Annotated in this window: 20 protein-coding genes and 1 tRNA gene; 7 read left to right on the forward strand and 14 right to left on the reverse strand. The window is 64.9% G+C overall.

Features of this window, described 5'->3' with window-relative positions; translation table 11 throughout:
• Positions 1-2: 2 nt before the first annotated feature.
• Positions 3-953, reverse strand: a complete 951-nt coding sequence (locus QOL79_RS03700; RefSeq protein ID WP_283418658.1) for an FAD binding domain-containing protein — start codon at positions 951-953, stop codon at positions 3-5.
• On the reverse strand, positions 950-1,594 hold the full coding sequence (gene paoA, locus QOL79_RS03705; RefSeq protein ID WP_283418659.1) for an aldehyde dehydrogenase iron-sulfur subunit PaoA: 645 nt from the start codon (positions 1,592-1,594) through the stop codon (positions 950-952). The genes QOL79_RS03700 and paoA overlap by 4 nt, the downstream gene beginning before the upstream one ends.
• A gap of 264 nt (positions 1,595-1,858) precedes the next feature.
• On the opposite strand from paoA, the gene kduI reads away from it, so the two are divergent.
• The 3 genes from kduI to QOL79_RS03720 all read left to right on the forward strand — a co-directional run bounded on the left by kduI (position 1,859) and on the right by QOL79_RS03720 (position 4,628).
• Positions 1,859-2,701, forward strand: coding sequence for a 5-dehydro-4-deoxy-D-glucuronate isomerase (gene kduI / locus QOL79_RS03710; protein WP_283418660.1), 843 nt, complete (start codon positions 1,859-1,861; stop codon positions 2,699-2,701).
• Positions 2,702-2,840: 139 nt separating this feature from the next.
• On the forward strand, positions 2,841-3,608 hold the full coding sequence (gene kduD / locus QOL79_RS03715; protein ID WP_204993950.1) for a 2-dehydro-3-deoxy-D-gluconate 5-dehydrogenase KduD: 768 nt from the start codon (positions 2,841-2,843) through the stop codon (positions 3,606-3,608).
• 9 nt (positions 3,609-3,617) lie between these two features.
• Positions 3,618-4,628, forward strand: a complete 1,011-nt coding sequence (locus QOL79_RS03720) for a sugar kinase (RefSeq protein WP_283418661.1) — start codon at positions 3,618-3,620, stop codon at positions 4,626-4,628.
• Between the two features lie 6 nt (positions 4,629-4,634).
• Here QOL79_RS03720 and QOL79_RS03725 read toward each other — a convergent pair whose 3' ends face one another.
• Positions 4,635-5,687 carry a LacI family DNA-binding transcriptional regulator gene (locus tag QOL79_RS03725; protein WP_283418662.1) on the reverse strand — a complete coding sequence of 351 codons (1,053 nt, stop codon included), beginning with the start codon at positions 5,685-5,687 and terminating at the stop codon, positions 4,635-4,637.
• 170 nt (positions 5,688-5,857) lie between these two features.
• On the opposite strand from QOL79_RS03725, the gene QOL79_RS03730 reads away from it, so the two are divergent.
• Genes QOL79_RS03730 through QOL79_RS03745 form a run of 4 tightly spaced genes read left to right on the forward strand, consistent with a single transcriptional unit; the run spans position 5,858 to position 10,700 of the window.
• Positions 5,858-6,646, forward strand: a complete 789-nt coding sequence (locus tag QOL79_RS03730) for a 2-keto-4-pentenoate hydratase (RefSeq protein ID WP_349306413.1) — start codon at positions 5,858-5,860, stop codon at positions 6,644-6,646.
• Between the two features lie 24 nt (positions 6,647-6,670).
• On the forward strand, positions 6,671-7,978 hold the full coding sequence (locus QOL79_RS03735) for an MFS transporter (RefSeq protein WP_283418663.1): 1,308 nt from the start codon (positions 6,671-6,673) through the stop codon (positions 7,976-7,978).
• On the forward strand, positions 7,975-9,387 hold the full coding sequence (gene uxaC, locus QOL79_RS03740; protein WP_282947152.1) for a glucuronate isomerase: 1,413 nt from the start codon (positions 7,975-7,977) through the stop codon (positions 9,385-9,387). The genes QOL79_RS03735 and uxaC overlap by 4 nt, the downstream gene beginning before the upstream one ends.
• Entirely contained in the window at positions 9,384-10,700 is a 1,317-nt protein-coding gene (locus QOL79_RS03745; protein ID WP_283418664.1) for a mannitol dehydrogenase family protein, read from the forward strand. The genes uxaC and QOL79_RS03745 overlap by 4 nt, the downstream gene beginning before the upstream one ends.
• 262 nt (positions 10,701-10,962) lie before the next feature.
• Here the strand turns inward: QOL79_RS03745 and QOL79_RS03750 are convergent, their stop codons facing one another.
• The 11 genes from QOL79_RS03750 to QOL79_RS03800 form a co-directional block, all read right to left on the reverse strand.
• Entirely contained in the window at positions 10,963-12,303 is a 1,341-nt protein-coding gene (locus QOL79_RS03750) for a dicarboxylate/amino acid:cation symporter (RefSeq protein ID WP_502957467.1), read from the reverse strand.
• A 118-nt stretch (positions 12,304-12,421) separates the two neighbouring features.
• On the reverse strand, positions 12,422-13,804 hold the full coding sequence (pgmG, locus tag QOL79_RS03755; RefSeq protein ID WP_283418665.1) for a phosphoglucomutase/phosphomannomutase PgmG: 1,383 nt from the start codon (positions 13,802-13,804) through the stop codon (positions 12,422-12,424).
• 197 nt (positions 13,805-14,001) lie between these two features.
• Positions 14,002-16,113: a prolyl oligopeptidase family serine peptidase gene (locus QOL79_RS03760; RefSeq protein WP_283418666.1), complete on the reverse strand. Its 2,112-nt coding sequence runs from the start codon at positions 16,111-16,113 to the stop codon at positions 14,002-14,004.
• Positions 16,114-16,203: 90 nt separating this feature from the next.
• Positions 16,204-16,626 (reverse strand): DUF4112 domain-containing protein, encoded by a 423-nt coding sequence (locus QOL79_RS03765; protein ID WP_282947162.1) that lies wholly within the window; start codon positions 16,624-16,626, stop codon positions 16,204-16,206.
• 42 nt (positions 16,627-16,668) lie between these two features.
• The gene (locus QOL79_RS03770; RefSeq protein WP_283418667.1) at positions 16,669-18,162 is read right to left on the reverse strand and encodes an ABC transporter substrate-binding protein; all 1,494 of its coding nucleotides are present in this window, start codon (positions 18,160-18,162) and stop codon (positions 16,669-16,671) included.
• A gap of 146 nt (positions 18,163-18,308) precedes the next feature.
• Positions 18,309-18,433 (reverse strand) — tRNA-Leu (locus tag QOL79_RS03775).
• Between the two features lie 270 nt (positions 18,434-18,703).
• Positions 18,704-23,524 (reverse strand): thermonuclease family protein, encoded by a 4,821-nt coding sequence (locus QOL79_RS03780; protein WP_283418668.1) that lies wholly within the window; start codon positions 23,522-23,524, stop codon positions 18,704-18,706.
• On the reverse strand, positions 23,521-24,378 hold the full coding sequence (locus QOL79_RS03785; protein ID WP_283418669.1) for a hypothetical protein: 858 nt from the start codon (positions 24,376-24,378) through the stop codon (positions 23,521-23,523). The genes QOL79_RS03780 and QOL79_RS03785 overlap by 4 nt, the downstream gene beginning before the upstream one ends.
• A 296-nt stretch (positions 24,379-24,674) precedes the next feature.
• Entirely contained in the window at positions 24,675-25,127 is a 453-nt protein-coding gene (locus tag QOL79_RS03790; RefSeq protein ID WP_283418670.1) for a hypothetical protein, read from the reverse strand.
• Positions 25,109-26,218, reverse strand: a complete 1,110-nt coding sequence (locus tag QOL79_RS03795) for a hypothetical protein (RefSeq protein ID WP_283418671.1) — start codon at positions 26,216-26,218, stop codon at positions 25,109-25,111. Before QOL79_RS03795 ends, QOL79_RS03790 begins: the two co-directional genes overlap by 19 nt.
• A gap of 107 nt (positions 26,219-26,325) precedes the next feature.
• Complete coding sequence (locus QOL79_RS03800; protein ID WP_283418672.1) at positions 26,326-26,568, reverse strand: hypothetical protein; 243 nt, start codon at positions 26,566-26,568, stop codon at positions 26,326-26,328.
• Between the last annotated feature and the right edge of the window lie 185 nt (positions 26,569-26,753).

Genomic DNA, 26,753 nt, shown 5'->3' on the forward strand with positions numbered 1-26,753 from the left:
GTTCAGCCTTTCGCTTGCGCCAGCACCCCGGCGAGCGTGCGCTCGACGAGGGGCAGCTTGTAGGCATTTTCGTGGCTGGTCTTCGCGCCCGCGAGCAGCGCCGAGGTCGCCGCCTTCGCGCCGCGCGGCAGCTCCGCATCGGCGGCCTTGACCCGCCACGGCTTGTAACCGACCCCGCCGAGCGCGACGCGGCCGCTGCCGTCGGGCTGGACGATGACGCCGACCGAGATGAGCGCGAAGGCATAGGAGGCGCGGTCGCGGACCTTGTGATAGATATGCGTGCCGCCGACGGGTTTCGGCAGGGTCACCGCAGTGATCAACTCGCCCGGCGCCAGCGCGGTTTCGAGGTGCGGCGTGCTGCCCGGCGCGCGGTAAAAGTCGGCAAGGGCGATGCGGCGTGCCTTGCCCGCCTTGTCGACCGTCTCGACCATCGCGTCCAGTGCCTGCATCGCGACCGCCATGTCGCTGGGGTGGGTGGCGATACAGGCCTCGCTCGCACCGACCACAGCGTGCAGGCGGCTGAACCCGCCGATGGCGGCGCAGCCGCTGCCCGGCCGGCGTTTGTTGCACGGCTGGTTGGTGTCGTAGAAATAGGGGCAGCGCGTGCGCTGGAGCAGGTTGCCCGCGGTCGTCGCCTTGTTGCGAAGCTGACCCGAGGCACCCGCGACGAGCGCGCGCGAAACGAGGCCATAGTCGCGCCGGATGCGCGCGTCGGCGGCAAGGTCGGTGTTGCGCACCATCGCCCCGATCCGCAGCCCGCCATCGCTCGTCGGCTCGATCGTGTCGAGCTTCAACCGGCTGACGTCGATCAGATGAGCGGGAGTTTCGATCTCGAGCTTCATGAGGTCGAGGAGGTTGGTGCCGCCCGCGATGAAGCGCGCGCCCGGCGTGCGGGCAAAGGCGGCGGTGGCGGCGGCGGGGGTGTCGACCCGCTCGTAGGTGAAGCTTTTCATGCCTTCACTCCCGCGACGTCGATAATCGCCTCGACGATGTTGGAATAGGCGCCGCAGCGGCAGATATTGCCGCTCATCCGTTCGCGCAGTTCGTGCGGCGTGACGGCGGGCGCGGCGGTGAGGTCGGCGGTCACATGGCTAGGGATGCCGGCCTTGATCTCATCCAGCACCGCGACCGCCGAGCAGACCTGGCCGGGGGTGCAATAGCCGCATTGATATCCGTCGTGGACGACGAAGGCCTCCTGCATCGGATGCAGATTGCCCGGCTGACCCAGCCCCTCGATCGTCGTGATCCGGTCGCCGTCGTGCTGGACCGCGAGCGACAGGCAGCTGTTGATCCGCCGCCCGTCGACGATGACGGTGCAGGCGCCGCACTGGCCGTGGTCGCAACCCTTCTTGGTGCCGGTCAGGCGCAGATGCTCGCGCAGCGCGTCGAGCAATGTCGTGCGCGTATCGAGTTCGAGCGAGTGCGCGGTGCCGTTGACTTCGAAATCGACCTTCGCAGTCGGCGGGTTTGCCGGAGCCTTGGCGGATTCTGTCTCGGCCATCGCGGGTCTGGCGACCGCCGCGGTGGCGACCGACGCAGCGCCGCCGGCCAGCAGTCCGCGCCGCGAAATGGGAAACTCGTCTGATGGCGCCATATCATGTCCCCGATTGTCTGATGCGCCCGCGGATTGCAGTCCCCGCAGAGCTTTGAGCCATTATGTGCCGGATGGGACGATGCATCGCCGCCCCGCAATCTTTTCGGTGGTGTGCGAACGGTATCATAGGGATGTGCGGTACGGCAATCGGGAGTCTCGCGGCGTCGCCGCTTTTCAGTCCAATGGCAGCTCGGGCACGATATTGACACCGGTTACCTTGTTCTCTATTCCTGTCGCAAACCAATCTCATTCGAGGATGCCGCCATGTTCGATCGCACCTATTACGCCACCCATCCCGTGATGATGGAGGACGTATCGAACGCGGAGCTTCGCGACCGCTATCTGATCCGGAGTTTGTTCCGGACCGGCGAGTGCGTTCTCAACTACACCCACGCCGACCGCTTCGTGATCGGCGGGGTTGCCGTCGGCGGCGCGCCGGTCAAGCTGCCGGCGCAGACCGAGCCGCCGTCGGCGGCCGGGCACCCGTTTCTCGAGCGGCGCGAGCTCGCGATCGTCAACATTTCGTCTGTGGAAGGCACCATCACCGTCGACGGTGAGGTCTTCACGCTCGGCAACAAGGATTGCCTCTATGTGACGATGGGCGCGAAGGACGTCGAGTTCGCGGGGCAGGGTGCGCGCTACTATCTGGCGTCGTGCCCGGCGCACAAGGCGTTCACGACGCGCAAGCTCGGCATCGCCGACGCCAATGCGCTCGACCGCGGGAGCCTCGCCGAATCGAACGAACGCACGATCTACCAGCTCGTCATTCCCGGCGTTTGCGACAGCGCGCAGCTCGTCATGGGGCTTACCGTGCTAAAGGAAGGCAGTGTCTGGAACACGATGCCGCCGCATATCCACGAGCGCCGCAGCGAGATCTATTTCTATTTCGAACTCGACAATGTCGAGACCGACCGCGTGATGCATTTCATGGGCGAGGGCGAGGCGACGCGCCACATCGTCATGCAGAATGAGGAAGCGGTGATCTCGCCGCCCTGGTCGATCCACATGGGGGCGGGTACGAAATCCTATGCCTTCATCTGGGCGATGGCGGGCGAGAATCAGGATTATACGGACATGAACGTCCTCGACATCTGTCAGCTATCGTAAGGAAACTCCCTATACTCCTCGTCACCCTGAACTTGTTTCAGGGTCCAGGGCCGGACCCTTCCCAAGTTGCCGCGCCGGATGAGGGGACCGACCATGGATGCTGAAACAGGTTCAGCATGACGAGAGGATGAGACAACCGATGTCATTGTTCGACCTAAACGGAAAAGTCGCCCTGGTCACCGGCGCCAACGCCGGCATCGGACAGGGGATCGCGGTGGCGCTCGCCGAGGCGGGGGCCGACATTGCCGCTGCGGGCCGCACGCCCGCTGACGAGACCGTCGGCAAGGTGCGCGGACTCGGACGGAAGGGCGAAAATTTTGCCGCCGACCTGTCGAGCGTCGGCGCGGTGCAGCCGCTCGTCGATGCGGTGCTCGCCGAATTCGGCCGCATCGACATTCTCGTCAACAATGCCGGCATCATCCGCCGCGCCGACGCGGTCGATTTCACCGAAGAGGATTGGGACGCGGTGATGGACACCAATCTCAAGACGCTCTTCTTCCTGTGTCAGAGCGTGGGTCGCCACATGATTGCGCGTATCGAGAAGGAGGGGGGCTCGGGCAAGATCATCAACATCGCCTCGATGCTCACCTTTCAGGGCGGCATCCGCGTGCCGAGCTATACCGCGTCCAAATCGGGGGTCGGTGGGCTCACCAAGCTGCTCGCCAACGAATGGGCTGCGAAGGGCGTGCAGGTCAATGCGATCGCCCCGGGCTATATCGCGACGAACAACACCGCCGCGCTGCAGGCCGACGAGACGCGCAATCGCCAGATTATGGAACGTATTCCGGCGGGGCGCTGGGGCGATCCCGCCGACATCGGCGGTGCCGCGGTGTTCCTCGCTTCCTCGGCGTCGGACTATGTGCAGGGCCATATCCTCGCCGTCGACGGCGGCTGGCTCGCGCGCTAGCATCGCGCCATGACCGCCCGCCTTGTCTTCTTCGGCGAACTGCTGATCCGCCTGACCGCGCCGGGCAACGAGCTGCTGATGCAGTCGCCCGCACTTTCGCTTCATGTCGGCGGCGCCGAAGCGAATGTCGCGATCGGCCTCGCGCATCTCGGCCACGACTGCGCGATGGTCAGCTCCATCCCACCCAACGCGCTGGGTCGCGGAGCGGTGGCGGCGGTACGCGGCGCTGGTGTCGATTGTACCGCCGTCACCAGTCATCCCGGGCGGATGGGCCTCTATTTCCTGAGCGTCGGCGCCGGGCTGCGCGCGTCGGAAATCGTGTACGACCGTGCGGGATCGAGCTTCGCGGCGACCGGCCCCGACGATTATGATTTCGACCGATTGCTGGCGGGGGCGGGGCTGCTGCACCTGTCGGGGATCACCCCCGCGCTCGGGCCACGCTCGGCCGAAGCTGCGCTGGCGGCGGCTCGCGCGGCGAAGCGGCTGGGCGTGCCGGTCAGCTTCGACGGCAACTATCGTGCCATGCTGTGGGACGCGTGGGGCAGCGATCCGCGTGCGATCCTGTCGGAGCTGATCGGCACCGCGGAAATCCTGTTCGGCAACCACCGCGACCTGTCGCTGGTGCTTGAGCGCGCGTTCGGCGGCGAGGGAGAGGATCGGCGACGGGAAGCGGCCGACGCGGGTTTTGCGGCCTTTCCGAACCTCAGACTGATCGCATCGACCGCGCGGCACACCGTCACCGCCGACCATCATCGCATCGCGGCACGCATCGACCTGCGCGACGCAAGCCACCAGACGGCCGACGTCGATGTGACGGGCATCGTCGACCGCATCGGTGCCGGTGACGCCTTCGCAGCGGGGGTGCTTCATGCGCATCTGTCGGGCGGCGATGCGCGCGCGATGGCGGAAAGCGGACTCGCGCTCGCCTGCCTCAAACATTCGCTGCCGGGCGATGCCAGCCGCTTTGGGCAAAGCGACATCGACGCCTTCCATTCCGGTGCGCTCGACGTCCGGCGATAGGGCAGGTCAGCCGCGCGGCGGCGCGACCGACTGGCGTTCGATGAAGGTCGACGGCATCACCGGATTTTCATCGTCGGCGGCCTTGGCGCTGGAGCCGAGGAAATCGGCAACGAGCGTGCGCGCGGCACGCGATCCCATCTCGCGGATCGGCCAGCGCACCGTGCTGAGCGCAGGCCAGATATGCGTCGCGGTTGGCGAATCGTCGAAACCGATGATCGACAGGTCTGCGGGAACCGACAGACCCTTGCCATGCGCAACGCTCATCACGCCTGCTGCCATTTCGTCGTTCGACACGAAAACGGCGGTCGGCGGTTCCTTGAGCGACAGCATCGCCTCGCCCGCCTCGACTCCTGCGGTGTAGCGATAGTTGCCGGGCGCGTAGAGTTCGTCGGGAAGCGACAGGCCCGCCGCGGCGAGCGCCGCGCGGAATCCCTCTTCGCGTTCGGCGGCCGAGCGGAAGCCGGCGGGGCCGCGCACGAAGCCGATGCGGCGGTGGCCAAGCGCGATCAGCTTGCCGACCGCCTCGGCGACGACCTCGCGATCGTTCGACGATACGCAATGCCTTGCATCGTCGAGCGGCGCCGATCCGACCCGCACATAGCGCACGCCCAGATCCTCGCAGAGTTTCGCAAGATCGTCATTCTCCGAAATCGGCGGCAGCAGCATCGCACCGATCGGGCGCTGCTTTTCGAGGAACAGGCGCACGTCGTCGAGCAGCTTGTCCGAGCCGCGATCGACCGGGCGGACGAGCAGCGCCAGATCGCTGTCCTTGATCGCGTCGAGAACGCCCTGCTGGAAATTGAGCACCGTCTGCGCGTTCGGATTGTCGTGGAGCAGCGCGATGAGGAAATTGCGGCGAAAGGCGAGCGCACGCGCCTGCGGATTGGGAACGAAGCCGAGCGTTTCGATCGCCTGCTGCACCGACTTGCGGGTTTTTTCGCTGATGAACTCGGACCGGTTGATGACGCGGCTGACCGTCTTTTTCGAAACCCCCGCGAGCGCCGCGACATCGTTGATCGTCGGTTGCTTGCCACCTTGTCCGCCCGCGCGTGCCGCCATGATAACGCTTTCTCTCCACCGCGCCGCGCACCTGAAGCGCCAAGCCCAGTTTTCGGCCGGTACCGTCCCTAGTGAAGGCTTGGCCGCGCAAAATCAACCACGGCCACGGCTATTCGCTTGCTTTTGACACCGGTGTCTTTTAGAACATTCTGCGGAAGAGGGATATCGCAATGATGCCGGCAACGAACGAACAGCAGAATATCGCCAAGGCGTTTCTCGCGGCGCGTCAAAAAAAGACACCGCTTACCTTGTATCCCGGCACGATGCCCGCGAGCATGGCGGAGGCCTATGCGATCCAGGATGCGGCGATCGCGTCCGACGGGCGCCGTGTCGGCGGCTGGAAGGTCGGCCGCATCGCCGCCGAACTGGTCGGCACCTATGGCGACAACCGCTTGACCGGCCCCATTTTCAGCGACGAGATTTTCGACGGCAGTGCGGGGCAGCGCCCCGCAATGCCGGTCTATGCCGACGGTTTCGCGGCGGCCGAGGCCGAAGTCCTGCTGCGTCTGGGTGATGTCGGTACGCGCGATCATGACATGGATTCGGTGAAGGATTGCATCATCGAGGTGCGCACCGGCATCGAGATCGCAAGCTCGCCCTTTCGCGCGATCAACCAGCATGGCCCGGCGGTCACGGCCTCCGACTATGGCAATAACAAGGGGCTGATCCTCGGCCCCGCGATCCCCGGCTGGCGCGATGCCGACCTGATCCGCATGCCCGTCGAATTTTTCGTCGATGATGCACCGGTCGGCGCCGCGACGATGGAGACGATGCTCGACGGTCCGTTCGGATCGGCGCTTTTCCTGATCCGCATCTTGCGCGCGCGCGGTATCGCGATCACCCCCGGCACCTGGGTGTCGACCGGGGCGATCACCGGAATCCATGAAATCCGGCCCGGCCAGCGGGGCGATGCGCTCTTTGGCGGAGAAATCCGCGTCGGCTGTGCAATTACAGGATAAGAGACAGACCAGCGGGAGAGATATATGGCACAGGCAATCGCGGACGAAGGCGCTGTACCGCGGACGGGTCGCTATCGCTGGCTGATCGTGGCGGTGCTCTTTGCCGCGACGACGGTCAACTATATCGACCGCACCATGCTCGGCCTGCTCGCGCCGACGCTCGGCGACGAGCTCGGGTGGAGCGAGAACGACTATGGCAACATCGTCACCGCCTTCCAGGCCGCCTATGCGCTCGGCTTCCTGCTCATGGGCTGGCTGATCGACCGCTTCGGGCCGAAGATCGGCTATGGAATCGCGATCGCGATCTGGACGATCGGCCATGTCGCGCACGGCTTCGCGTCATCGGTGGTCTCCTTCATGATGGCGCGCGTGATCCTGGGGGTCGGCGAGGCGGGGCATTTCCCCGCGGTCGTCCGCGCGTCGAGCGAGTGGTTTCCGCAAAAGGAGCGGTCCTACGCGATCGGCTGGGTCAACAGCGCGACGACGATCGGCGTGATCCTGACCGCCCCGACGATCGCGCTCTTCATGCGTATCCTCGGCTTCGACTGGCGTGAAACCTTCATCGTCACCGGTGTGTTCGGCGTCGTCCTGCTGCTCCTGTGGCTCTGGCTCTACAGCAATCCGCGCGAGAGCGGGAAGGTCAGCGCCGCCGAACTGGCGTGGATCGAGCATGATCCGCCGGAGAAGATCGAGCGGCTCGGCTGGGGCGCGGTCGTCACCAAGCGCGAGGCATGGGCCTATGCTCTGGGCAAGTTCCTGACGGACCCGGTCTGGTTCCTGATGCTCTTCTGGTTGCCGAAATATTTCAGCACGACCTATGACGTCGACCTGAAGGTCGTGCTGCTGCCGATGGTCGTCATGTACCTGCTGTCGGACGCCGGCAGCATCCTGGGGGGCTGGGTGTCGTCGAAGTTGATCCAGACGGGGCACAGCGTCAATTTCGCGCGCAAGGCGACGATGCTGGGCGCGGGATGCTGCGTGCTGCCGCTGCTGTTCGTCTCGGGGCTCGACAATATGTGGCTCGCGGTTCTCCTCATCGGGATCGCGCTGGCGGGGCATCAGGCCTTTTCGTCGACGATCCTGTCGATCCCGCCCGACATGTTCCCGAAACGCGCAGTCGGTTCGGTGGTCGGGCTCGGCGGTTTCGCGGGCGGTATCGGCGGAATGATCATGGCAAAGTCGACCGGGCTGGTGCTCGATGCGACGGGGGGCAATTACACCATCATCTTCGCTGCCTGCACGGTGGTCTATTTCCTCGCGGTGCTGGCAATCCACCTGCTCACCCCGCGCCTTGCGCCCGTTGCAATAGAGAGCGAAGCTGCCGCGGCATGACGCGTCCGCTGACCCTGCATCCCGACCGCCTCTTTCCGTCCGATCCGGGGCAGCGCGACATTGCGCGCCGATTGTACGCGGAGGTGGCCAGCCTTCCGATCATCAGCCCGCACGGGCACACCGACCCAAGCTGGTTCGCGGATAACGCGCCCTTCGGCAATGCGGCGGAGCTGCTGCTGCATCCCGACCATTATCTGTTCCGGATGCTCTATTCGCAGGGCATATCGCTCGATGCGCTCGGCATCGGCAATCGCGACGCCGATCCGCGCGAAAGCTGGCGGTTGTTCGCCCGCAACTATCATCTTTTCCGCGGCACCCCTTCGCGAATGTGGATGGACTGGGTGTTCGCCGAGGTTTTCGGTTTCGACGTACAATTTTCGGCCGAGACGTCGGACCTTTATTACGACCGCATCACCGAGGCGCTGGCGACCGACCCCTTTCGCCCGCGCGCGCTGTTCGACCGCTTCGGGATCGAGGTGATCGCGACGACCGAAAGCCCGCTCGATACGCTGGATCATCACGCCGCGATCCGCGCCGCCAATGCGAGCGGCGAATGGAGCGGGCGTATCATTACCGCCTATCGCCCCGATCCGGTGGTCGATCCCGAGTTCGAGCGCTTCCGCGACAATCTTGCGCGCTTCTCCGAGCTGTCGGGCGAAGATGCCTTTAGTTACGCCGGTTATCTTGCCGCGCACCGCAATCGCCGCGCCTATTTTGCGGCGATGGGTGCGACCTCGACCGACCATGGCCACCCGACTGCAGCGACCGCCGACCTGTCGGACGCCGAGGCCGAGGCGCTGTTCGCGCGCGTTACGGGCGCCGAGGTCAGCCCCGCCGATGCCGAGCTGTTCCGTGCCCATATGCTGACGGTGATGGCGGGGATGAGCCTCGATGACGGGCTCGTCATGCAGATACACCCCGGCGCGTTCCGCAATCACAACTCTTGGCTGTTCGAGCATTATGGCCGCGACAAGGGCGCCGATATCCCGACGGGCACCGATTATGTCCATGCGCTGCGTCCGCTGCTCGGCCGCTATGGCAATGAGGCGGGGCTCACGATCATTCTCTTCACCCTCGACGAGACAAGTTACGCGCGGGAGCTGGCGCCGCTCGCGGGCCATTATCCGGCGCTGAAGCTCGGCCCGGCGTGGTGGTTCCACGACAGCCCCGAGGGGATGCGCCGGTTCCGCAGCCAGACGACCGAGACGGCGGGGTTCTACAATTTGGTGGGCTTCAACGACGACACGCGGGCTTTCCTGTCGATCCCGGCGCGCCACGATGTCGCGCGGCGTATCGATTGCGGCTTCCTTGCCGGACTCGTCGCCGAGCACCGGATGGAAGAATGGGAGGCGGCCGAGCTTGCGATCGACCTGAGCTACAATCTCGCCAAGGCCGCGTACAAGCTGTGAGGCTGTCGGCGCAGACGCCGCTCCCTGTGTCGGTGCAGGTGCCGGACTATGACCGCGCGGATCAGAAGCCGGGAATCGTCCATATCGGCATCGGCGCGTTCCACCGCGCGCATCAGGCACTCTATACCGACGCTGCGATGGGGACCGGCGACCGCGACTGGGGCATTATCGGCGTATCGCTGCGCTCGGGCGACGTCGCCGCACAGCTGAACCCGCAGGACGGGCTCTATACGGTGAGCAGGCGCAGCGCCGCAGGAACCGCCCTGCGCCTGATCGGTGCGGTGCAAAAGGTGATCGTTGCGGCCGATGATCCGCAGGCGGTTGTCGATGCCATTGCCGCGCCAACGACGCACATCGTCAGCCTTACCGTCACCGAGAAAGGCTACATGCGCCGCCCCGGCGGTTCGCTCGATCTGGACGCTGCTCGGGGGTCATCGAGCCTCTACCGCTTCGCCGGCGCCGGTCTGGCGGCACGCAAGGCGGCTGGCCTGACCGGCCTGACCCTGCTCAGCTGCGACAATCTCACGGGCAATGGTGCGGCCTTGCAGACACTGATGCGCCAGTATCTCGCCGCCGAACATCCCGATCTGATCGATTGGTTCGACCGCGAATGCCGTTGCCCCGCGACAATGGTCGACCGCATCGTTCCCGCGACAACCGACGCCGATCGTGCCGCCGTCGAAGCGGCGCTCGGCGTCCGTGACGAGGGCGCGGTCATCGCGGAAGACTTCAGCCAGTGGGTGATCGAGGATGATTTTGCCGGCCCGCGCCCGCGCTGGGAAGCTGTCGGCGCCGAACTGGTCGCCGACGCCGTGCCCTATGAGACCGCAAAGCTGCGGATGCTCAACGGCGCCCATTCGGCGCTCGCCTATATCGGGCTGGGTAGTGGGCATGAATTCGTCCATCGGGCGATCGCCGACCCCGCGATTCGCCCGGTCATCGAACGGCTGATGCGCGTCGAAGCCGCACCGACGATCGACGCGGCGCGGGGGCAGGATCTTGGCGCCTATGCCGATGCGCTTCTCGATCGTTTCGCCAATCCGGCGTTGCATCACCGGCTGATCCAGATCGCGATGGACGGCAGTCAGAAGATTCCGCAGCGCTGGCTCGAAACGCTGGCGTGGCATCAGGCGCGGGGCGGGCGTTGCCCGGCGCTGGAGACGGCGGTCGCCGCGTGGATCGACCTTCTGCGGAGCGACCGCCCGATCGACGATCCGCTCGCCGCGCCGCTCAAGGCAGCGGCAGCCGGCGCCGATGCGGTACAGCGGATATTCGGGCCGTCTGGACTGATCGCCTCGCCCTGGCGGCCCTAGGGTCAGGACCCCTTCATTCCACGTTCGAGGCGTCGAAATGGCGAAGATATCGGGCCTGGGCGGGTGCAGCGGGTAGCATCGCTACCCGCAAGGTCGCGCGAGCCTGAGATCGAAGCCATTTCGGCGTCCCTGCGGGATTTGACCGATTTTGCCCATGGCTTCGTCGAAAAGTCTCGAAATATTGACATATTCCTTCGCCTTTTCTCCTCGCCCTGAGCAAAATCGCTTCAAACCTCGAACGTGGAATGAATGGGCCCTGACCCTAATCCATGTCTTGCTCGGTTGGCGCCGCCGCAAGCGTCGAAGGGGGATTGCCATCGAGCGCCCGCCGCAGCCGGTCGCGGTCGAGCGCATTGTCCCAGCGTGCGACGACGACGGTCGCGACGGCGTTGCCGATGAAATTCGTGAGGCTGCGGCATTCCGACATGAAGCGGTCGACGCCGAGGATCAGCGCCATGCCGGCGACCGGGACCGACGGCACGATCGACAGCGTCGCGGCCAGCGTGATGAAGCCCGCGCCGGTGACGCCCGCGGCGCCCTTCGACGAAATCATCGCGATCAGCAGCAGCGCGATCTGGTCGCCGAGCGACAGGTCGACGTTGCACGCCTGCGCGATGAACAGCGCGGCGAGCGTCATATAGATGTTGGTGCCGTCGAGATTGAACGAATAGCCGGTCGGCACGACCAGCCCGACGACCGACTTTGCGCAGCCCGCGCGCTCCATCTTCTCCATCAGGCTCGGCAGCGCGCTTTCGGACGACGAGGTGCCGAGCACCAGCAGCAGTTCGGCCTTGAGGTAGCGGATCAGCTTCAGGAGCGAGAAACCCGCGAGCCGCGCCGCGGCGCCGAGCACGACGAGCACGAAGATCAACGAGGTCAGGTAGAAGGTCGCGACCAGCCCGGCGAGATTGGCGAGCGATTCGATGCCATATTTGCCGATCGTGAAAGCCATCGCGCCGAACGCGCCGATCGGCGCCGCGCGCATCAATATCCCGACGAGCTTGAAGACCACCAGCCCGACGCGTTCGAACAGGTCGCGCACGGGAGCGGCCGGTTCGCCGACCATCGACAGCGCGATGCCGAACAGGATCGACACCAGCAGCACCTGCAGCAGCGATTCCCCCGTCAGCGCCGAGATCAGCGTGGTCGGGATGATCGCCATCAGGAAATCGACGATGCTGTTGTGCGCCGCCTTCTCGACATAGCCGCTCACCCCCGCGGTATCGAGCGTCGCGGGGTCGACATTCATGCCGGCGCCCGGCTGGACCGTATTGGCGACCACCAGCCCGACGATCAACGCGAGTGTCGAAAAGAAGAGGAAATAGATGAAGGCCTTACCCGCGACGCGGCCGACCGAACGCAGTTCGCTCATCCCCGCGATACCGGTGACGAGGGTCAGGAAGATCACCGGCGCGATGATCATCTTCACCAGCTTGATGAAGGCGTCGCCGAGGGGCTTCAGCGCTTCGCCTGTCGCCGGCCAGAAATGACCGATCAGCGCGCCGAAAAAGATCGCGGCGAGCACCTGAACATAGAGGTGACGGTAAAAAGGCTTGGCCTCGACCGGCGGCTGCCCGGTTTGATCGATCGTAATAGCGGCCACGCGTGATACCCTCCCGAGCGCGGCACTTTGCCGCCGCTGCACATCCCGCGCAAGACGCGCCATGATCAGGCCGCGCGCTGCCCGATCGAGCCGGAACCAGACGGTACGGAAGCGTTGGTCAGTGCGCTGCTTGCGGGCCGCGCACGACACCCGACTGTTCAAGCTGGTCGTCGATCGCCGCGATCAGCCGTTCGAGCGCCGCTTCGTCCTTCGCCTCGGCACGCGCGACGAGAACGTCCTGCGTGTTCGACGCACGAAGCAGCCACCAGCCGTCATTCGTCATAACGCGCGCGCCGTCGGTGCGGTCGACATTGGCCCCGGACGAGGTGAGCCGCGCGAGAACCTCGTCCACAATGGCGAACTTGCGTACCTCGTCGACCTGGAAGCGCATTTCGGGGGTATTGACCATCGCCGGCATGTCGCCGCGCAGTTCGGTAACGCTCTTGCCCAGCTTGTGCGCCGCCTCGATCAGCCGCACCGCGGCATAGGGCGCGTCGTCATAACCGTAATAGCGGTCGGCGAAGAAGATGTGCCCGCTCATCTCGCCCGCCAGCGGACTGCCGGTTTCCTTCATCTTCGCCTTGATCAGGCTGTGGCCGGTCTTCCACATCAACGGCTTGCCGCCCATTTCGGCGATGCGGTCGAACAGCGCCTGACTCGCTTTCACGTCGGCGATGATCGTCGCGCCGGGAATCTCCTGCAGTGCGGCCTCGGCATAGATCTGGAGCAGCTGGTCGCCCCAGATTACGCGGCCCTGACCGTCGATCGCGCCGATGCGGTCGCCGTCTCCATCGAAAGCGACGCCGAAATCGAGGCTCTTCTCCGCGACCAGCTTGCGCAGGTCGGCCAGATTGGCCTCGACCGTGGGATCGGGATGGTGGTTGGGGAAATGGCCGTCGATGTCGGTAAAAAGAAGATGATGCTCGCCCGGAAGCCGCGCCGCGAGCTTTTCGATCACCGTGCCCGCCGCGCCGTTGCCGGCGTCCCAGCCGATGCGGAAGGTGCCGCCGGCGAAGCCTTCGACGAGGCGGTCGACATAGGCGTCGACGATGTCGATGCTCTCCGACGTGCCTTCGCCGCCCTCCCAGTCGCCGGCGGCGGCGATTTCGCCGATCCGCTGGATGTCGGCGCCGAAAAAGGGACGCCCCTGAAACACCATCTTGAAGCCGTTATAGTCGGGGGGATTGTGGCTGCCGGTTATCTGTATGCCGCCGTCCACATCCTCGGTTGAGGCGGCGTAATAGAGCATCGGCGTGGGGCCGAGCCCGACGCGCAGCGCGTCGATGCCCGCCGCGTTGATCCCCTCGACCAGGGCAGCCTCGAGCATCGGCGACGACAGGCGCCCGTCATAGCCCACGGCGATCCGCTTGCCCCCCGCACGCTTGATCAGCGTCGCGAAGCTGCGCCCGATCGCATAGGCGTCGGCCGCCGACAGCGTGTCGCCGACCACCCCGCGGATGTCATATTCGCGGAGCATCGAGGCGTGAAATATATGGGTCATCGGGTTTTGGCTCGCTGGCTTGTTTCGGTAATCGCCGGATTGCCTGCCATCGCGACAGGTCGATGACAAGTCACTGCCAAAGTATGCGGCGGGCGAAACCCCAAATTCCTGCGGGTGGAGGCAATCTGCGATGGGACTGCGGCGGGCCGCGCGCAGCGCCACCCAGCCAATGACGGTGCCCGCCGCAGGGGCCGACCCTATTTCTTCCCGGCGAGTTCCATCGTCAGGAAGGCGTGGAGCATCGCCGCGCGCACCGCGTCCTCGGCATGATCGGCGCCGACCGAATGGCCGCCCTCCAGATATTCGTGGTAATAGACCGTGTTGCCATATTCGGTCAGTCGCGCGGCAAATTTGCGCGCGTGGCCGGGATGGACACGATCGTCCTTGGTCGAGAGATAGAGGAAGATCGGCGGATATTTCACGCCCTTGCGGATGTTCTGATAGGGCGAATATCTGGACATGAACGTCCAGTCGTCGGGGTTGTCGGGATCGCCATATTCGGCAACCCACGACGCGCCCGCGAGCAGCTTGTTGTAGCGGCGCATGTCCTTGAGCGGCGAGCCCGAGATGACGGCGCCGTAAAGGTCCGGCCGCTGCTCCATCGCCGCGCCGACGAGGACGCCGCCGTTCGAACGGCCCGAGATCGCGATCTTGCCCTTCGCGCTGACGCCGGTCGCGACGAGATCCTCGGCGACGGCATGGAGGTCGTCGAAGCTGTTCTGACGCTTCTCGCGCAGCGCCGCCTGGTGCCATGCCGGGCCATATTCGCCGCCGCCGCGGATGTTCGCGAGCACATAGGCGTTGCCGTCCTCGACCCAGAACAGGCCGAGCGGGCCGGCGCGATAGGGCTGGCCGGTGAGGTAGCCCGGCGTCTGCGCAGCGCGGAAGCCGCCATAGGCGTGGACAAGCGCGGGGACCGGGCCGGTCGCGCCTGTCTTGCTGACGAGGAAATAGGGTATTTTGGTGCCGTCCTTCGAGGTCGCGAAGCGCTTTTCGACGCGCATGTCCTTCGCATCGAAGGTCGCGGGGAGGCTCTGCACCACCTGCGGCGCGCCGCTCTCGCCTACGGCATAGAGCGTCGGCGGCATCAGCATCGTCTCGGCGGTGACAAAGGCGAGGTCGCGGTCGTCGACGGTTCCGGCAATGCTCATCGTTGCATTGGCGGCGACCGGCACTTCCGTCTGGCTCCAGCGGCCGTTCGGCTGGTCGCGGCGCAGCGCGAAGAGCTTGCCCTCGACATCGTCGAGTGCCTTCACCCACAGGACATTCTTGCTCGCGGCGACATTTTCGATCGCCTGCGATTTCGTCGGCGTCATCACCGGCACGAAGGGCACCTGACCGCCGCTGGCGAGGATATCGAGCGGCAGCGCGAGGAGCGAGCCCGCGGGGAAATCGGCGTAGGGCTCGTTGAGGAAGATGATCACCTGACCGTCGATGACCGCGCGGATGTCGGCGGTGTCGGGGATGACGCTGCGGTCGAAATCGCCGTCGCCGGGGTGCGGCAACAGGATGTCGCTGGTGTAGAAGGTCTTGTTGCGGCTGATCATCGTCCAGCGCTTGTCGCCGTCCATGAAGGCGAAGACGTTGATGCCGACGTCCGCGGGTTCGCCCTCGGCGACCGTCACGGCGGCCGAGAGCGGCGTGCCCCGCTTCCAGCGCTTGACGATCCGCGGATAGCCCGATGCGGTCATGCTGCCTGCGCCATAGTCGGTCGCGACGAGCAAGGTGTCGGCATTCTCCCATGTCACGCTGCTCTTCGCCTGCGGCAGGGTGAAGCCGTCCGCGACGAAGCTTTTTGTCGTGCGGTCCCACTCGCGGACGATATCGGCGTCGGTGCCGCCGGGGCTGATCGAGACGAGGCAGCGCTTGTAGTCGGGGGCGAGGCAATCGGCGCCGTGCCAGACCCAGCTCTGCTTCTCGGCCTTGCCGAGCGCGTCGACGTCGATCAGCGTCGTCCAGACGGGCTTGCCCGCAAGATAGGCGTCGAGCGGGCTCTGGCGCCAGATACCGCGCGGATTGGTGGCATCGCGCCAGAAGCTGGTGATCGCGTCGCCCATCACCTCGCCCGGTTCGGCGATCTGGCGGTCGTCGTCGAGGATCGCCTTCGCGCGTTCGCGGTCCTTCTCGAAACCGGGGCGGCCGCGGATCAGCTTGTCGGTGGCGGCATTTTCCTTTTTGACCCAGTCGAGAGCCTTTTGCCCTTCGATATCCTCGAGCCAGAGATAGGGATCTTGGGTGTCCTGTGCCGCCGCGGCGGCCGCGAGGAGGGAGGAGCCGAGGGCAAGCGCGGCGAGGGTAGCGCGGATCATGTCTTGGAATTCTCCCCTGGGGTATGGCGGCGCGTATGGCAGCGCTGTGCTAGCACCACCAGACACCCAAGGGGAAGGGGGAGGGCGACCCTATTGATCGATGATGATCGTGCCCGGATGATGCTTGTCGAGATGCTTCTTGATGATCTTGAGGTTGCGCGTGTTCGAGCGGAACAGGAAGTCGAAAGCATCGCCGACGAGCGGCACCGCGCCGAGCGCGGTATCGACGCCCAGATTGCCCACCATCCGCCAGATCTGCCATTTCGACATGCCGAGATTGCGCGCCTCCCAGATCAGATAAGCGCCCATCGTCGCGGTGATCACATCGCCGACGACGGGAACCAGGCCGACGATCGCGTCGAGGCCGACTGGGCGGTTGATGCCGGGAATGACGAAGCTGCGTTCGAGCAGCATTTCCAGCGTCTCGACCCGCTTGCGCAGCGAAGCGGGATCGCGCCGGTTCTGAATCAGCGCGTCGAAAATGGCGTCGGGATTGGGAGTCGAAGGGGCCATGCGGGTCCTTTCAAAAGCGCTCGGGGGTGAAGCGCCACCACATTAATTGGGGGGCGTAATCAGGCGATTCAATGGGTGCGCGCCGCGCGCGTTCGGGCGCAGGCCGGTCAGCCGCTGCGAGGCGACCGACCAGCGGAGCGGCGCGGCGAGCGCGATGAAGGGGGTATAGCGCGCGAGCACCGCTTCGGCTTCGCTGACCTGTTCGGCCCGCTGGCCCGCGTCGATGTTCGCCATCGCCTGGTCGATCAGTTCCTGCGCCTCGCGATTGCACAGCGTGTCGCGCTGGCACGACAGGCGGCGCAGCGCCCACAGCGCGTCGTCGTTCGGCGCGACCTCGTCGATCAGGCGAAGGTCGGATGTCGAGGCCATGTTGACGCGCCGCGTCTCGATCCCCAGCCGCGCGATATCTGCCGCGACATAGGCGTAGAGGATGCGGCCGCCCGGCGTGTCGGGAACCGCGATGCGCAGCGGATCGATCGCACGTCCCCCGCTGCGCCAGGCGTTGACCACGCGCTGCGCCTGCACGAGGCGCGAGGGATCGTCATAATCGTTCCAGGCCGGCGGGATCGGTGCCGGGCCGCCGTCGCGGCGGTGCGCGGTGGGGCGCATCGCGACCTGCGATTGCCATTCGGCGAGCCCGAAGGCGTCGACCAGCCGCTCGCGCCGAATGACGCGCGACAGCGCGTCGCGGTTAGCATCGATTGCGAGAAATCCTTCGGCGCGGGTGAAGACCAGTCCGAACAGCCCCGGCGCGGGATCGACGACCAGCCGCGACCGGCCGATGTCCGAGGCGATGAAATAGGGGAGGGTCGAAAAGCGCCCGCCGAGGACGCCGTCGGCATAGCCGTTCTTGAACCGCGCGAGCGCGCCCTCCGGCGAGGTACCGACAAGTTCGATCGACGCCTTGGGATCGTTCGCCGCCGCCTCCGCCGCGTCGGGATCTTCGGCGAGCGGGTCGGGAACGGGCGACAGCAGCACGGCGCGGCCGATCCGCTTCGCGCGCATGGGCCCCCAGCCCATCCCCTTGTAGACGATCGCCATCGTCGGCTGCGCGAGCAATTCCAGCATGTTCGGCTGCGGCACGGTCAGGCGGATTTCGATTACGCTGTCGGTCATCGCCTTGATCGTGTCGATCTCGGGAAAATCATCCTTGAGCAGGTTGCGGCTGGCGGGCGCGAGATAAGAGCGCAGCGTCGCCGCGACATCCTCCGCCATCACCTTGCGCCCGTTCGTCCATTTGGCCTCGCGGATGCGGAAGATATAGCTGCGCCCGTCGGCGGTGACCGTCCAGCGATCGGCGAGCCCGACGTCGATCTGGCCATCGCCGTCGAAACCGACGAGCCCTTGCGCCGACGCGTCGAGCAAGGCGGCATTGGCGGCCGAGAGTTCCCCGCTCAGCGGCGTGGAAGCGGGGTTGAGCGATCCGATCGCCGCGATCTTCACGGGCCCGCGCGACCCGAACAGCCCGCAACTCGCGAGCGCGAGCGAGGTGGAGGCGGCGAGCAGAAGGGCGACAGCAGAACGAATTGGGCGCATTATGGCCTTATCCTAGGACGGCACCGGAGCGAAGACCACGGCTTTGTCGTATCCGTGGTGGCCGCTCTGTCGGCCGGCGGATCCGGATCGAGCGCGTCAGGCGAGCCGAAACGCGGCCGCGGCGATTCGACCTCCCGATATGACTTTGGTGCGGACGGCGGGACTTGAACCCGCATGTCACTAGGACGGCAGATTTTAAGTCTATCATGGAGACTGTCTGGCTCGTTCTATGTTCACCCCATTGGCAGGCAAACTCACGAGTCGCACCCGCCGATGGGGTGCTGGAACATTCCCGAAACGTCTGTGTAATTCCCGGCGCGATTACACACGGATTGCACCGGGCGCTTTGAGCCACGGCCGGGGTCGCAATGTATCTTATCGAGAATAACGATTGAATTGCGCTCATTAATCGACTTCATCAATGAGAAGGTTTCAGCTATAGGGTTGGGCAGGGGAAGCGAGCGCCGACCGAAGAAGGCCCCCGCTGGATTATCGGCTCAGCCGATCCACTCCGCCAGATCGTCGCGCCGCTTCCCTCAACTCATTGCGCAATCTGGAACCCTTCGGGGATCGGAGGCAAAACAGCCGGGGCATTGCGTCGGCCTTTCTTCGTCGGGCGCTCCGTCGCCAGCGGCTCACCACCGAGGACATGAGCGCGCGCGGCCTTGCGGGCAGCGGTCATCGCTTTTTCTATTGCTTCGGCCTGATCGTCGCTCGGCATCGCCTGATATTCGGGGCTATTGATGACGTCGCCCACCCAGCGGCGTGCGAGCTGGCCGGTGACTTGCTGGTATCGGTCGTAAACCGGCCCGCTCAGCTTTTCGCCCCCGACAGTTCGCGAAGGCGGGGAGACGGTGGCACCCACCCGCAGCGCCTCGTCGGTGATCGCGTCTTTGCGGTCGGTACTGGTCCAGATCGGCGAAATGATATCGGGGCCGACGCCGCCTTCGTTGACGATAGGCTGGCCCCATACATCCCGCTTGGGCAGGAGATTGTCAGACAGGCCGGGGATGCGCGACTGGATATAGCTGAGCGCGTCGGGAGTTTCACGAGCCGTAGGATCGAGCGTGCGCGCAACTTGTGCAACGCCGGTAGGAACAACCGTGCCGAGCGTCCGGTTGACGAACGTGCCCGCGCTCCGGTCAGGGTCTTCCAGCGCCTCGACCAAGCTCGAAATCCCTGAGAGCCACGTCTTGTCCGAAAGCTGCCCCATGATCGAGGCCACGACGCGAGACGCGCCCATTTCGCGCTGCGTGTCCGTCATGCCGTCCTGCAAGGTGGCGAGGTCGGCGGCCGCGCCAATAGTCAGAGCGAAAGGATCAAGCCGCTTGTAAGAATAAAATTTGTCGCCAATCTTGATCGAGTAGGGTTGCCAGCCATCGGCATATTTCAGGCCCTTGGCGTTGCGATCCGAGGGGGCCGCCCCGGTGATCAGACCTTTCCCGGCAAGCTCCGCAACGACCGCCCCGACCGACGAGCCGACAATCGCCCTGGCAATCGCTGTGTCGCGCCGCGCTCCCCCGGCAGCAAAGTCCTTTCGCCATTCGCGCAGCAGGGGCGCCAAAGGCGAACGCTCGACCGAGAATTTCATAAGGTTGGTAGGCGTGCGGACGAACGGCAGGATCAGTTTCAGGACCGGCATGTCATTGGTCATGGCCGACACCTTGGACGCAACCGGGCCAAGCGGGCGCTGAAACGTCAGATAGCGGGCGTAATCCAGAACATCGGCCATCATCTCGTCGCTCGGATTGAAGATCAATTCGGCAGCGCGGTCTTTCGCCTGTTGCCCCTTGAGCCCTTCCTGCCTCGCCTTGCGCATGGCAAGAACATGAAGCTCGGAACGGCGGGCCATAGCCTTGAAAAATTCATCTTCTGCGGTGAGCGCCGAGGAGGGGAGGCGGGCAATCTTCCCCTTGACCCCGCTAATGGCGTGCTGCCCCTGTCCTTCGACTTTGGTAATCATGTCCGAAGGCTCAACGTCGGCAACAGCGTTGCCCCAGCGCTTTGCGGTAGCCCACAGGCCAGAGGGGTCGCCGTCCTGCTTTCGGAACCGCTTGGCGATTTCAATCAAGCCCTCTTTCGCACCCTGCAACATGCCAGTCGCGCGCGCGCCGACTTCTGAGAAGGTGACGCGATCCGCCACCTCGCGCGAGATGGCGCGGCGCGCAGCCCCGACGCTGGCGGCAACAGCGGTTTCGGGAAGCTGACCGATCGACGTGAGGGTATTGGATAGCATATTGACGGCATGGGTTTGCGGGCCGCTCAGGAGCCAATTGTAATATAGCTCAATCGCCTTGTCCCGAAACCGCGGCTTGCTCGCTTTCTCGACGAACAGGTTGAGACTGGCAGGGTCGCGCTCCAGATCAATAATGGCGTCGGCGAGGTCGGCAACACGCTGGCTGCCGCCGTGCCGGTTAACCAGCGCCTCAAGGACGCGGCCGGGGATTTCCTTACTATCGGCGACCATCTTGAATTGAGCCAGCGCGCGCCCAGCTTCCGCCCTGATCGCTGCCCCATGTTCCATAATGGCTGCGTGACGCATGACCGCCTGCATAAATCCGGCTTTCGCCTCAGCGCCGGGATCATCGCCCATGCGCTTTAGGCGCTTCGCCATCTTCACCAGTTCATCAGACGACTTCGCTTCGAGCAGGCGAGCGGCGTAGGCATCTTCGGCATTGTAGGCCTGTCCTTTGCGCCGGGTCAGCAGTTCCTCGACCGTAAGGCCGCGACTCTGTGCGAGCGCCCGCGTTTCGGCTTGAGCGATCCGACCCCTCGTTGCGGCATCGAAACCGCCAGCCACTCGGCGGGCCGATTCAATGGCCCGCTGAATGTCCTCGGACGAATTGAGCTTATCGACGCGAATGTTGCCGACCTTGCCCGCGACGGCATTGCCCCAATCCGCAAACTCGGTGGCGGGCGGGGTGTTGGCAATAATGTCATCAAGGGTTGCAGGCTGGCCCATGTCCTCAGCCAGCGGCGCGCCTTCCTGCCGCGACCGCTCGACTGCAAGCCGCTGATCGCGGGCTGCGTTGAAGGCGTCGATCTCGGCGAAGTCGTCGGGCCGGAACGTGCGATTGACCCCGCGATATGTGTCCCCCAAGGCCGTGACAAATTCGTCAATCGTCGGGCGCGTGGCGTGATCGGGGAAATATCCCGCTTCCCATGCCCGCTGTGCCATATCGTCAAGCGTGCTGCCGCTCTCGTCGTTCAGGAGCGGGCCTAGACGATTCTCGCCCCCGGCAAAGTCATCGCCCTTGCGTGGAGCGTTCGACAGCCCAGCGGCCTTTAGCTCGCCCCGGAAGTCCGCAACGCCCCCTTGCGAACGTACATAGGCCGCCAGATCAAGCGGGCCTTTCCGGTTCAGCATGTTGTCAGGGTTCGCGCGCGAGGGGAATTGCCGCGTCTCAAGATAGTCACGCTCGCGGGCGGGCTTCACTTCGGGGTAAGGCCCTTGGCCAAGCTGCGCGGCCTCTTCGGGGGTTAGCTCATCGCGGGGGCGCGGCAGTACGTCGTTAGGACGCACGTCCGCCGCATTCGCCCGCAACATCGCGTCCGTCGGCCCGTCGAGCAGGCGCGTGGTGCGATTGGCGTTGACGTCGATCACATCGGGCAGGCGGGGGCCGTTGAGGACCGGGGCGCTCTCGGCTGCCATATCTGCCCGCATGATCGGGCTAGCGGGCGAAGGGGTCTCGACTTGGAACCCCGGAGGAATGGGCGGGAGATCGTTCGCCGCCTCTGGTAGCGCTCGCCGGGTAAATTGGCCCACAGCCTTGCCAAGAACGGGTGCGGCAAGATCGATACCCTTGCCGATAGCGGCGCCGCCGATGCCGCCGCCTATCGCGTTCAGGGGCACGTTCATCAGGCGAGTGCCTAGACTGCCGTCGCCCGAGCCGAACCCGTAGATACCGCCCTCGATTGCGCCAGCCTTCGCGAACCCGGAAGCCCCACGAACCCCAGCCGAACCGGGGATGAAAATCCCGCCGACAATCTGGCCACCGAGACGGGCATAGGGGTGCCGCGTCTCGTCATAATCAAGGATCGATTCGTTCTGGCGCCAGTTGTTGTTCACGATGTCCAGAAAGGGCCGGTCGCTGTTGTAGATCGTTTCGCGGTGCTTGAAGCCCTCAGACCCTCCAGAAACGCTCTGTGCCGCTTCCTGCATCCATTGCGGGGCAACCGTATCCACCAGCCCGCCGACCTCGCCAGCAATGCCCAGCGTGTCGATGAACCCGCGACCGGCAGCACCGCCCGCGCCGTCTCCGGGGTTGATGATCGGGATCGGGATGTTCGGGTTGCCGCCTTTGGCCTTCGCTTCCACGAACGCGCGCAGGTCGCGGGGATCAAACGTCATCCCGTACTGCTCGCCCCACTTCTGAATTGCCTCAGGGCTAGTTGCCGATTGCAGGAACGAATTATACTCCTCCCGAATCTCGGGGCGCATCCCGGCAAAGGCGCCTTCCATCTTGAAATCGCGAAGGGTCTGCGCATCCCAGCTCGAATAGTCGAGCGCGCCATATCTCTCGCCGTTGCGGATGCTCTCGATGAACTTTTCATCGGCGGGTGTGGAGCCCTGATAGCCCTTGGCTTTCCAATAGGCATCAAGATCGGCCTGGCTGAAATTCTTGTCGCCTGCCTTACTGGCTAGGAAGCCGTAAAACTCCTGTTCCTGCTCGTTAGTCAGGCGCTTGAAGTCGGGCCGGAAGTCGGGAAGATCGCTGTTGAACTGGACTTCCTCGTCAGGTCGCAGCTTGAGATTCCATCGATCGGCAAGCCGATTGGCGCGGGGGGTGATGGTTTGCGCGCCGTGACCGCCTTGCAGATTGAGACGGCCTAGGCGCTCGCTTTCCATGTACGCCGCACGGCGCTGGGGATCGTCTTTTAGATACTCAGGCGCGGCCAAGCCTTGCCCGCCCATCAGGAGCGAGTTGACCGGATCGACCCCGTTATTCTGGAGGGACACAACAGGGCGGCCATAAGTCTCGCGGCCAATCCCGAAAACCGAAGTCTTGGGAGTAATGAGCCCATCCAGCGCCGTCGTTGATTGCTGGCCTATCGCGATAGGGCCGCGACCGGGGCGATAGCCGAATTGCCCGCTCTCCCAAGCATCATAGCCGAGCACGCGCGCGTTACGTTGCGGCGTGCCATTGGACGGCGCAAGCCGGAGCGTGTCGCCGTCCACAACCTCGCCGGTCGCCTCAAGGCGAAACCCGTTCGGGATAGGCGGAAGCTGGCCATTGGTCGCCGGGCCGAGATCCACGATATCGGAACCCGGATTGTAATCATCCAAGCGCATCTTGCGCGGCTTCGGATTTGGCTGGCGCTCAATCTGGAAACCCGGAGGAAGCGGGGGGAGGTCGCTCACTGAGCGTCAACCCACTTGCCACCGCGAACCACTTGGCGCTTGCCGCCGGGGCCGACGATAACGGTTTCGCCCGGAACGATCTTCGCGCCCCGACCAGCGCCGGAAGGCCGGGGGTGCGTATCGCGGAAGGTCGGGGAGCGACGAAGCGACATGCGGTTGCCCTGCCGTACGCCCTCGATACCGATCCGGTTTTGCTGGCGGACGCCCTCAAGGCCAATCCTGTTCGTCTGCCGGTTGTCCTCTTCCTGCATCGCGTTCGCGGTCGCTGTGGGGCCGCTGTGGCGAAGCACATAGTCGGCCATCAGGGTTTCATATTCCTGCGTCCCCGGCTCTGCCCCGAGCGCAGCCGCATAGTCCTGCGCCTCGCTAGGAGCGACGTAGAGCGTCTGAGATTCCCCGGTGGCCGGATTGTAAGCGAAACGCCGATTGCCCACCGTGGCGTAATCCGGCTGGCTATTCCGATACTGCCATTCCTGCTGCTGTTCGGCGAGGCGGCGTTGGTGATCCGCCATCGCCTGATTTTCCTTGATCCGCGTCATGGCATAGAGCGGCTGTTGCCCGTTGAGGCCTAGCAGGGCATCGCCCACGATCCCGGCGACCATGCGCCAGTCAAAGCCCTTCTTGCCCTTGCCGTTCGCGTCCATCGGGAGCGTGGCACCGTTGGCGATCTTTTCCGACATGGGCAGGCTGGCAGCGTTCCCGAACATGCCGAGCGGGCGATTAGGAGAACCGAGCATCCCGGCGCGCATGGGCGGGGCAGGCAACAGCGGCGCCGTTTGAAGGGGCTGCGTAGTGTCGCCATTGGCAACCCGCGTGCTGTTGCGTGCCAGCGTCTTGGGAAGCTGAGCCATCATGTCGGGGCCAAGGGTCTGTTGCCAATCGGCCGGCGGCGGCGGGGCTTGATCGATCGACGGCGGGGCATTCGGATCGGAAACAGCGGGAGAGGGCGTCAGCGTTCCGGCATATTGCGGCGGCAGGCTCGCACCGGCACGGCTCGGCGCCATCGCATAGGGACGGCGGACAGCGGACCCGAACAGGCCTCGCGAACGGGTCATCGTGGGGAAGGACAGCAGGCCCAGAGGGTCAAGCATGGCAGCTTCATGCGGGGTCTGCGGCTGGCGTGCGGTCATCTTGCTTTAGTCCTTTGCTGTCATTCGAAGGCGGGCGCCCAGTTGGCGCGCTGAATTGCGGCAATTGCCATTGTTTCCGGGTTGGCAGCGCAAGCCGCTGTCGTGAGGCTCGCCATGATCGAATCGGATTCAGCGGGGGGCAGCGCGTCCGTCGCGAGGTCCGCGAGCGCGAAGGCTTCGGCGCGGTAGGCGTTGGCAAGGCCTACGCAATCGGCGGCGTCGAGTATGTCGGCCAGCCGTCCGCAGATCGAGACGACAGCCCCGACGCCTTTCATGTCCCCGGTTGCTGCGACGACGCGGGCCAAGGCCAAAGCCTCAACTGTGGCAATCAATGGGTCGCTCTCGCCGCTGTCGGCTATCGACAGGCAATGATAGACGAGGGTCAAGGCAGCGTGCATGTCACCGGATGACATGCGCTTAAGCCACTCGATTTCGTGCGGGGCGCAGTCCTCCGTCATCGTGCCGGAACCCACTTGCCGCCGCTCAGCACCATCCGTTCCCCAGTCGTCGGGTTGACGATTGTCGCCGCGCCGACCTTTGACCCCTTGCCACGCTTCCCCTTCTTGCCCCCGCCAGTCCCGGCGGCGATGCGGCGTTCGCGCTCAGCAGCCTGAGCGGTGCGCGCATCGCGGTTGGCAATCAGGTTGTCGGTGTTGCGATCCTGCCGCTCGTTATCGGCTTCCATGTCTTCTACGTGGGCCTCTGCCTCGAAGCGTCGGTCGATTGCCGCAAGCTGCTCCTGCGCTTCCATCGCCTGCATCAGAAGCTGTCGGGTGCCTTCGGGGCCGGGATAGTTGGCTGGCACCGTCTCGCGAATGTTGACGCCCAGCGGCGCCAGCAAGGCATCCACCTGCTGCAACGTCTGCTGATAACCGGCCTCGTCCTTCACCAAGGGCAGGCGGGCAACGGCGAAGCGATAGGCCTTGTTTGCATCCTCCAGCCGATCCAGCGCGGCGTCCCGCATTTCGCTATCGATCTTCATTGCTGCCATCGGGTCGATCTTGAGCATCGCCTGAAACGCCCGGTTGCGGGTTTCCATGTTCGGGCTCTGCGCCGCAGTCGCGATTGCGGCTGGCATTGTTGCCGGGGCGGGTGCAGCAGTGGGGGCGGGCGCAGCGCCAAGGTCCGAACTGGGATCAATGCTCTGCAAAGGCTGGCCGCCGAACGAAGGCGTCACAGGGCCGGTTTCGGGCATCCCGTTGGCCCCGCCCGATGCTGTCGACGTCAGCGCTTTCATGGCTTCGGGGCCAAGCCGAGCTTGCCAATCCGAAGGGGGCGGGGGCGCGGCGCTGATCGGAGGAGCGCCGTCGCTCCCGGCAACGCCCTGCGGGACCGCGCTGAGGGTTGCGCTGTCACGCGGCATCAACGCATTGATCGGCCCGAACGTTGACACGTAGGAGGCCTGTGCGTCCCGATATTGCACGTCGCGTTGGCGGTCCTGCTGCTTTTGCTGGAGCTGGAGCAACGCAACGGCCTTGTCGGGCGCGACCTTGGCAAGGGCATTGATTTGCGCGCTCGCCCCGTTGGGGTCTTGCAGGAGTGCGTTCAGCGCCTCGCCCGTCATCGCCTTGGCACGGCGGGCTTCGCCCTGCTCCCAGCCTTTCAGAAAGGCGGCGCCAGCATCGACAGGCTGTAGCAGTCCCCAATTGATTTCGGACATTCGTGAGGCTCCTAATGGATTGTGGGGAGAAGCGCCGTCCCGTCCTCAACCCCGAGAGACGAGGCGAGGTAGAAGGCGACAGCCGTCAGACCCTGAGGATTGCGGGCGTTCTCGATGATGGAAGCGGGCGCGGTCTCGATTTCGTCGAGAACGTCGCAGGCCGATAGGTCGTAGTGATCGGCAATCACCCCGGCGAAATGGAACAGCGCCAGATTGTCCCAGTGCCGGTTTTGCATCTCGGCCTGCTCGATCATTGCCCGAAACATGCGGGCAAGGGGGCCGTCAGTGGGGATAGCCTGCAAGATTCGCCTCCCGGATGAATAGGCGCCGACCAGCGAGCGCGGGGCATGGAACAAGGGGCGGGTGGCGTCGTACCCCTTGCCAATAATCTTTGATTTCGCTGATCGACGCCATGCCGGGAAAGGTATCATAATACCGC

This window comes from Sphingopyxis sp. Geo48 (assembly GCF_949769155.1).
In the GTDB taxonomy this organism is placed as follows: domain Bacteria; phylum Pseudomonadota; class Alphaproteobacteria; order Sphingomonadales; family Sphingomonadaceae; genus Sphingopyxis.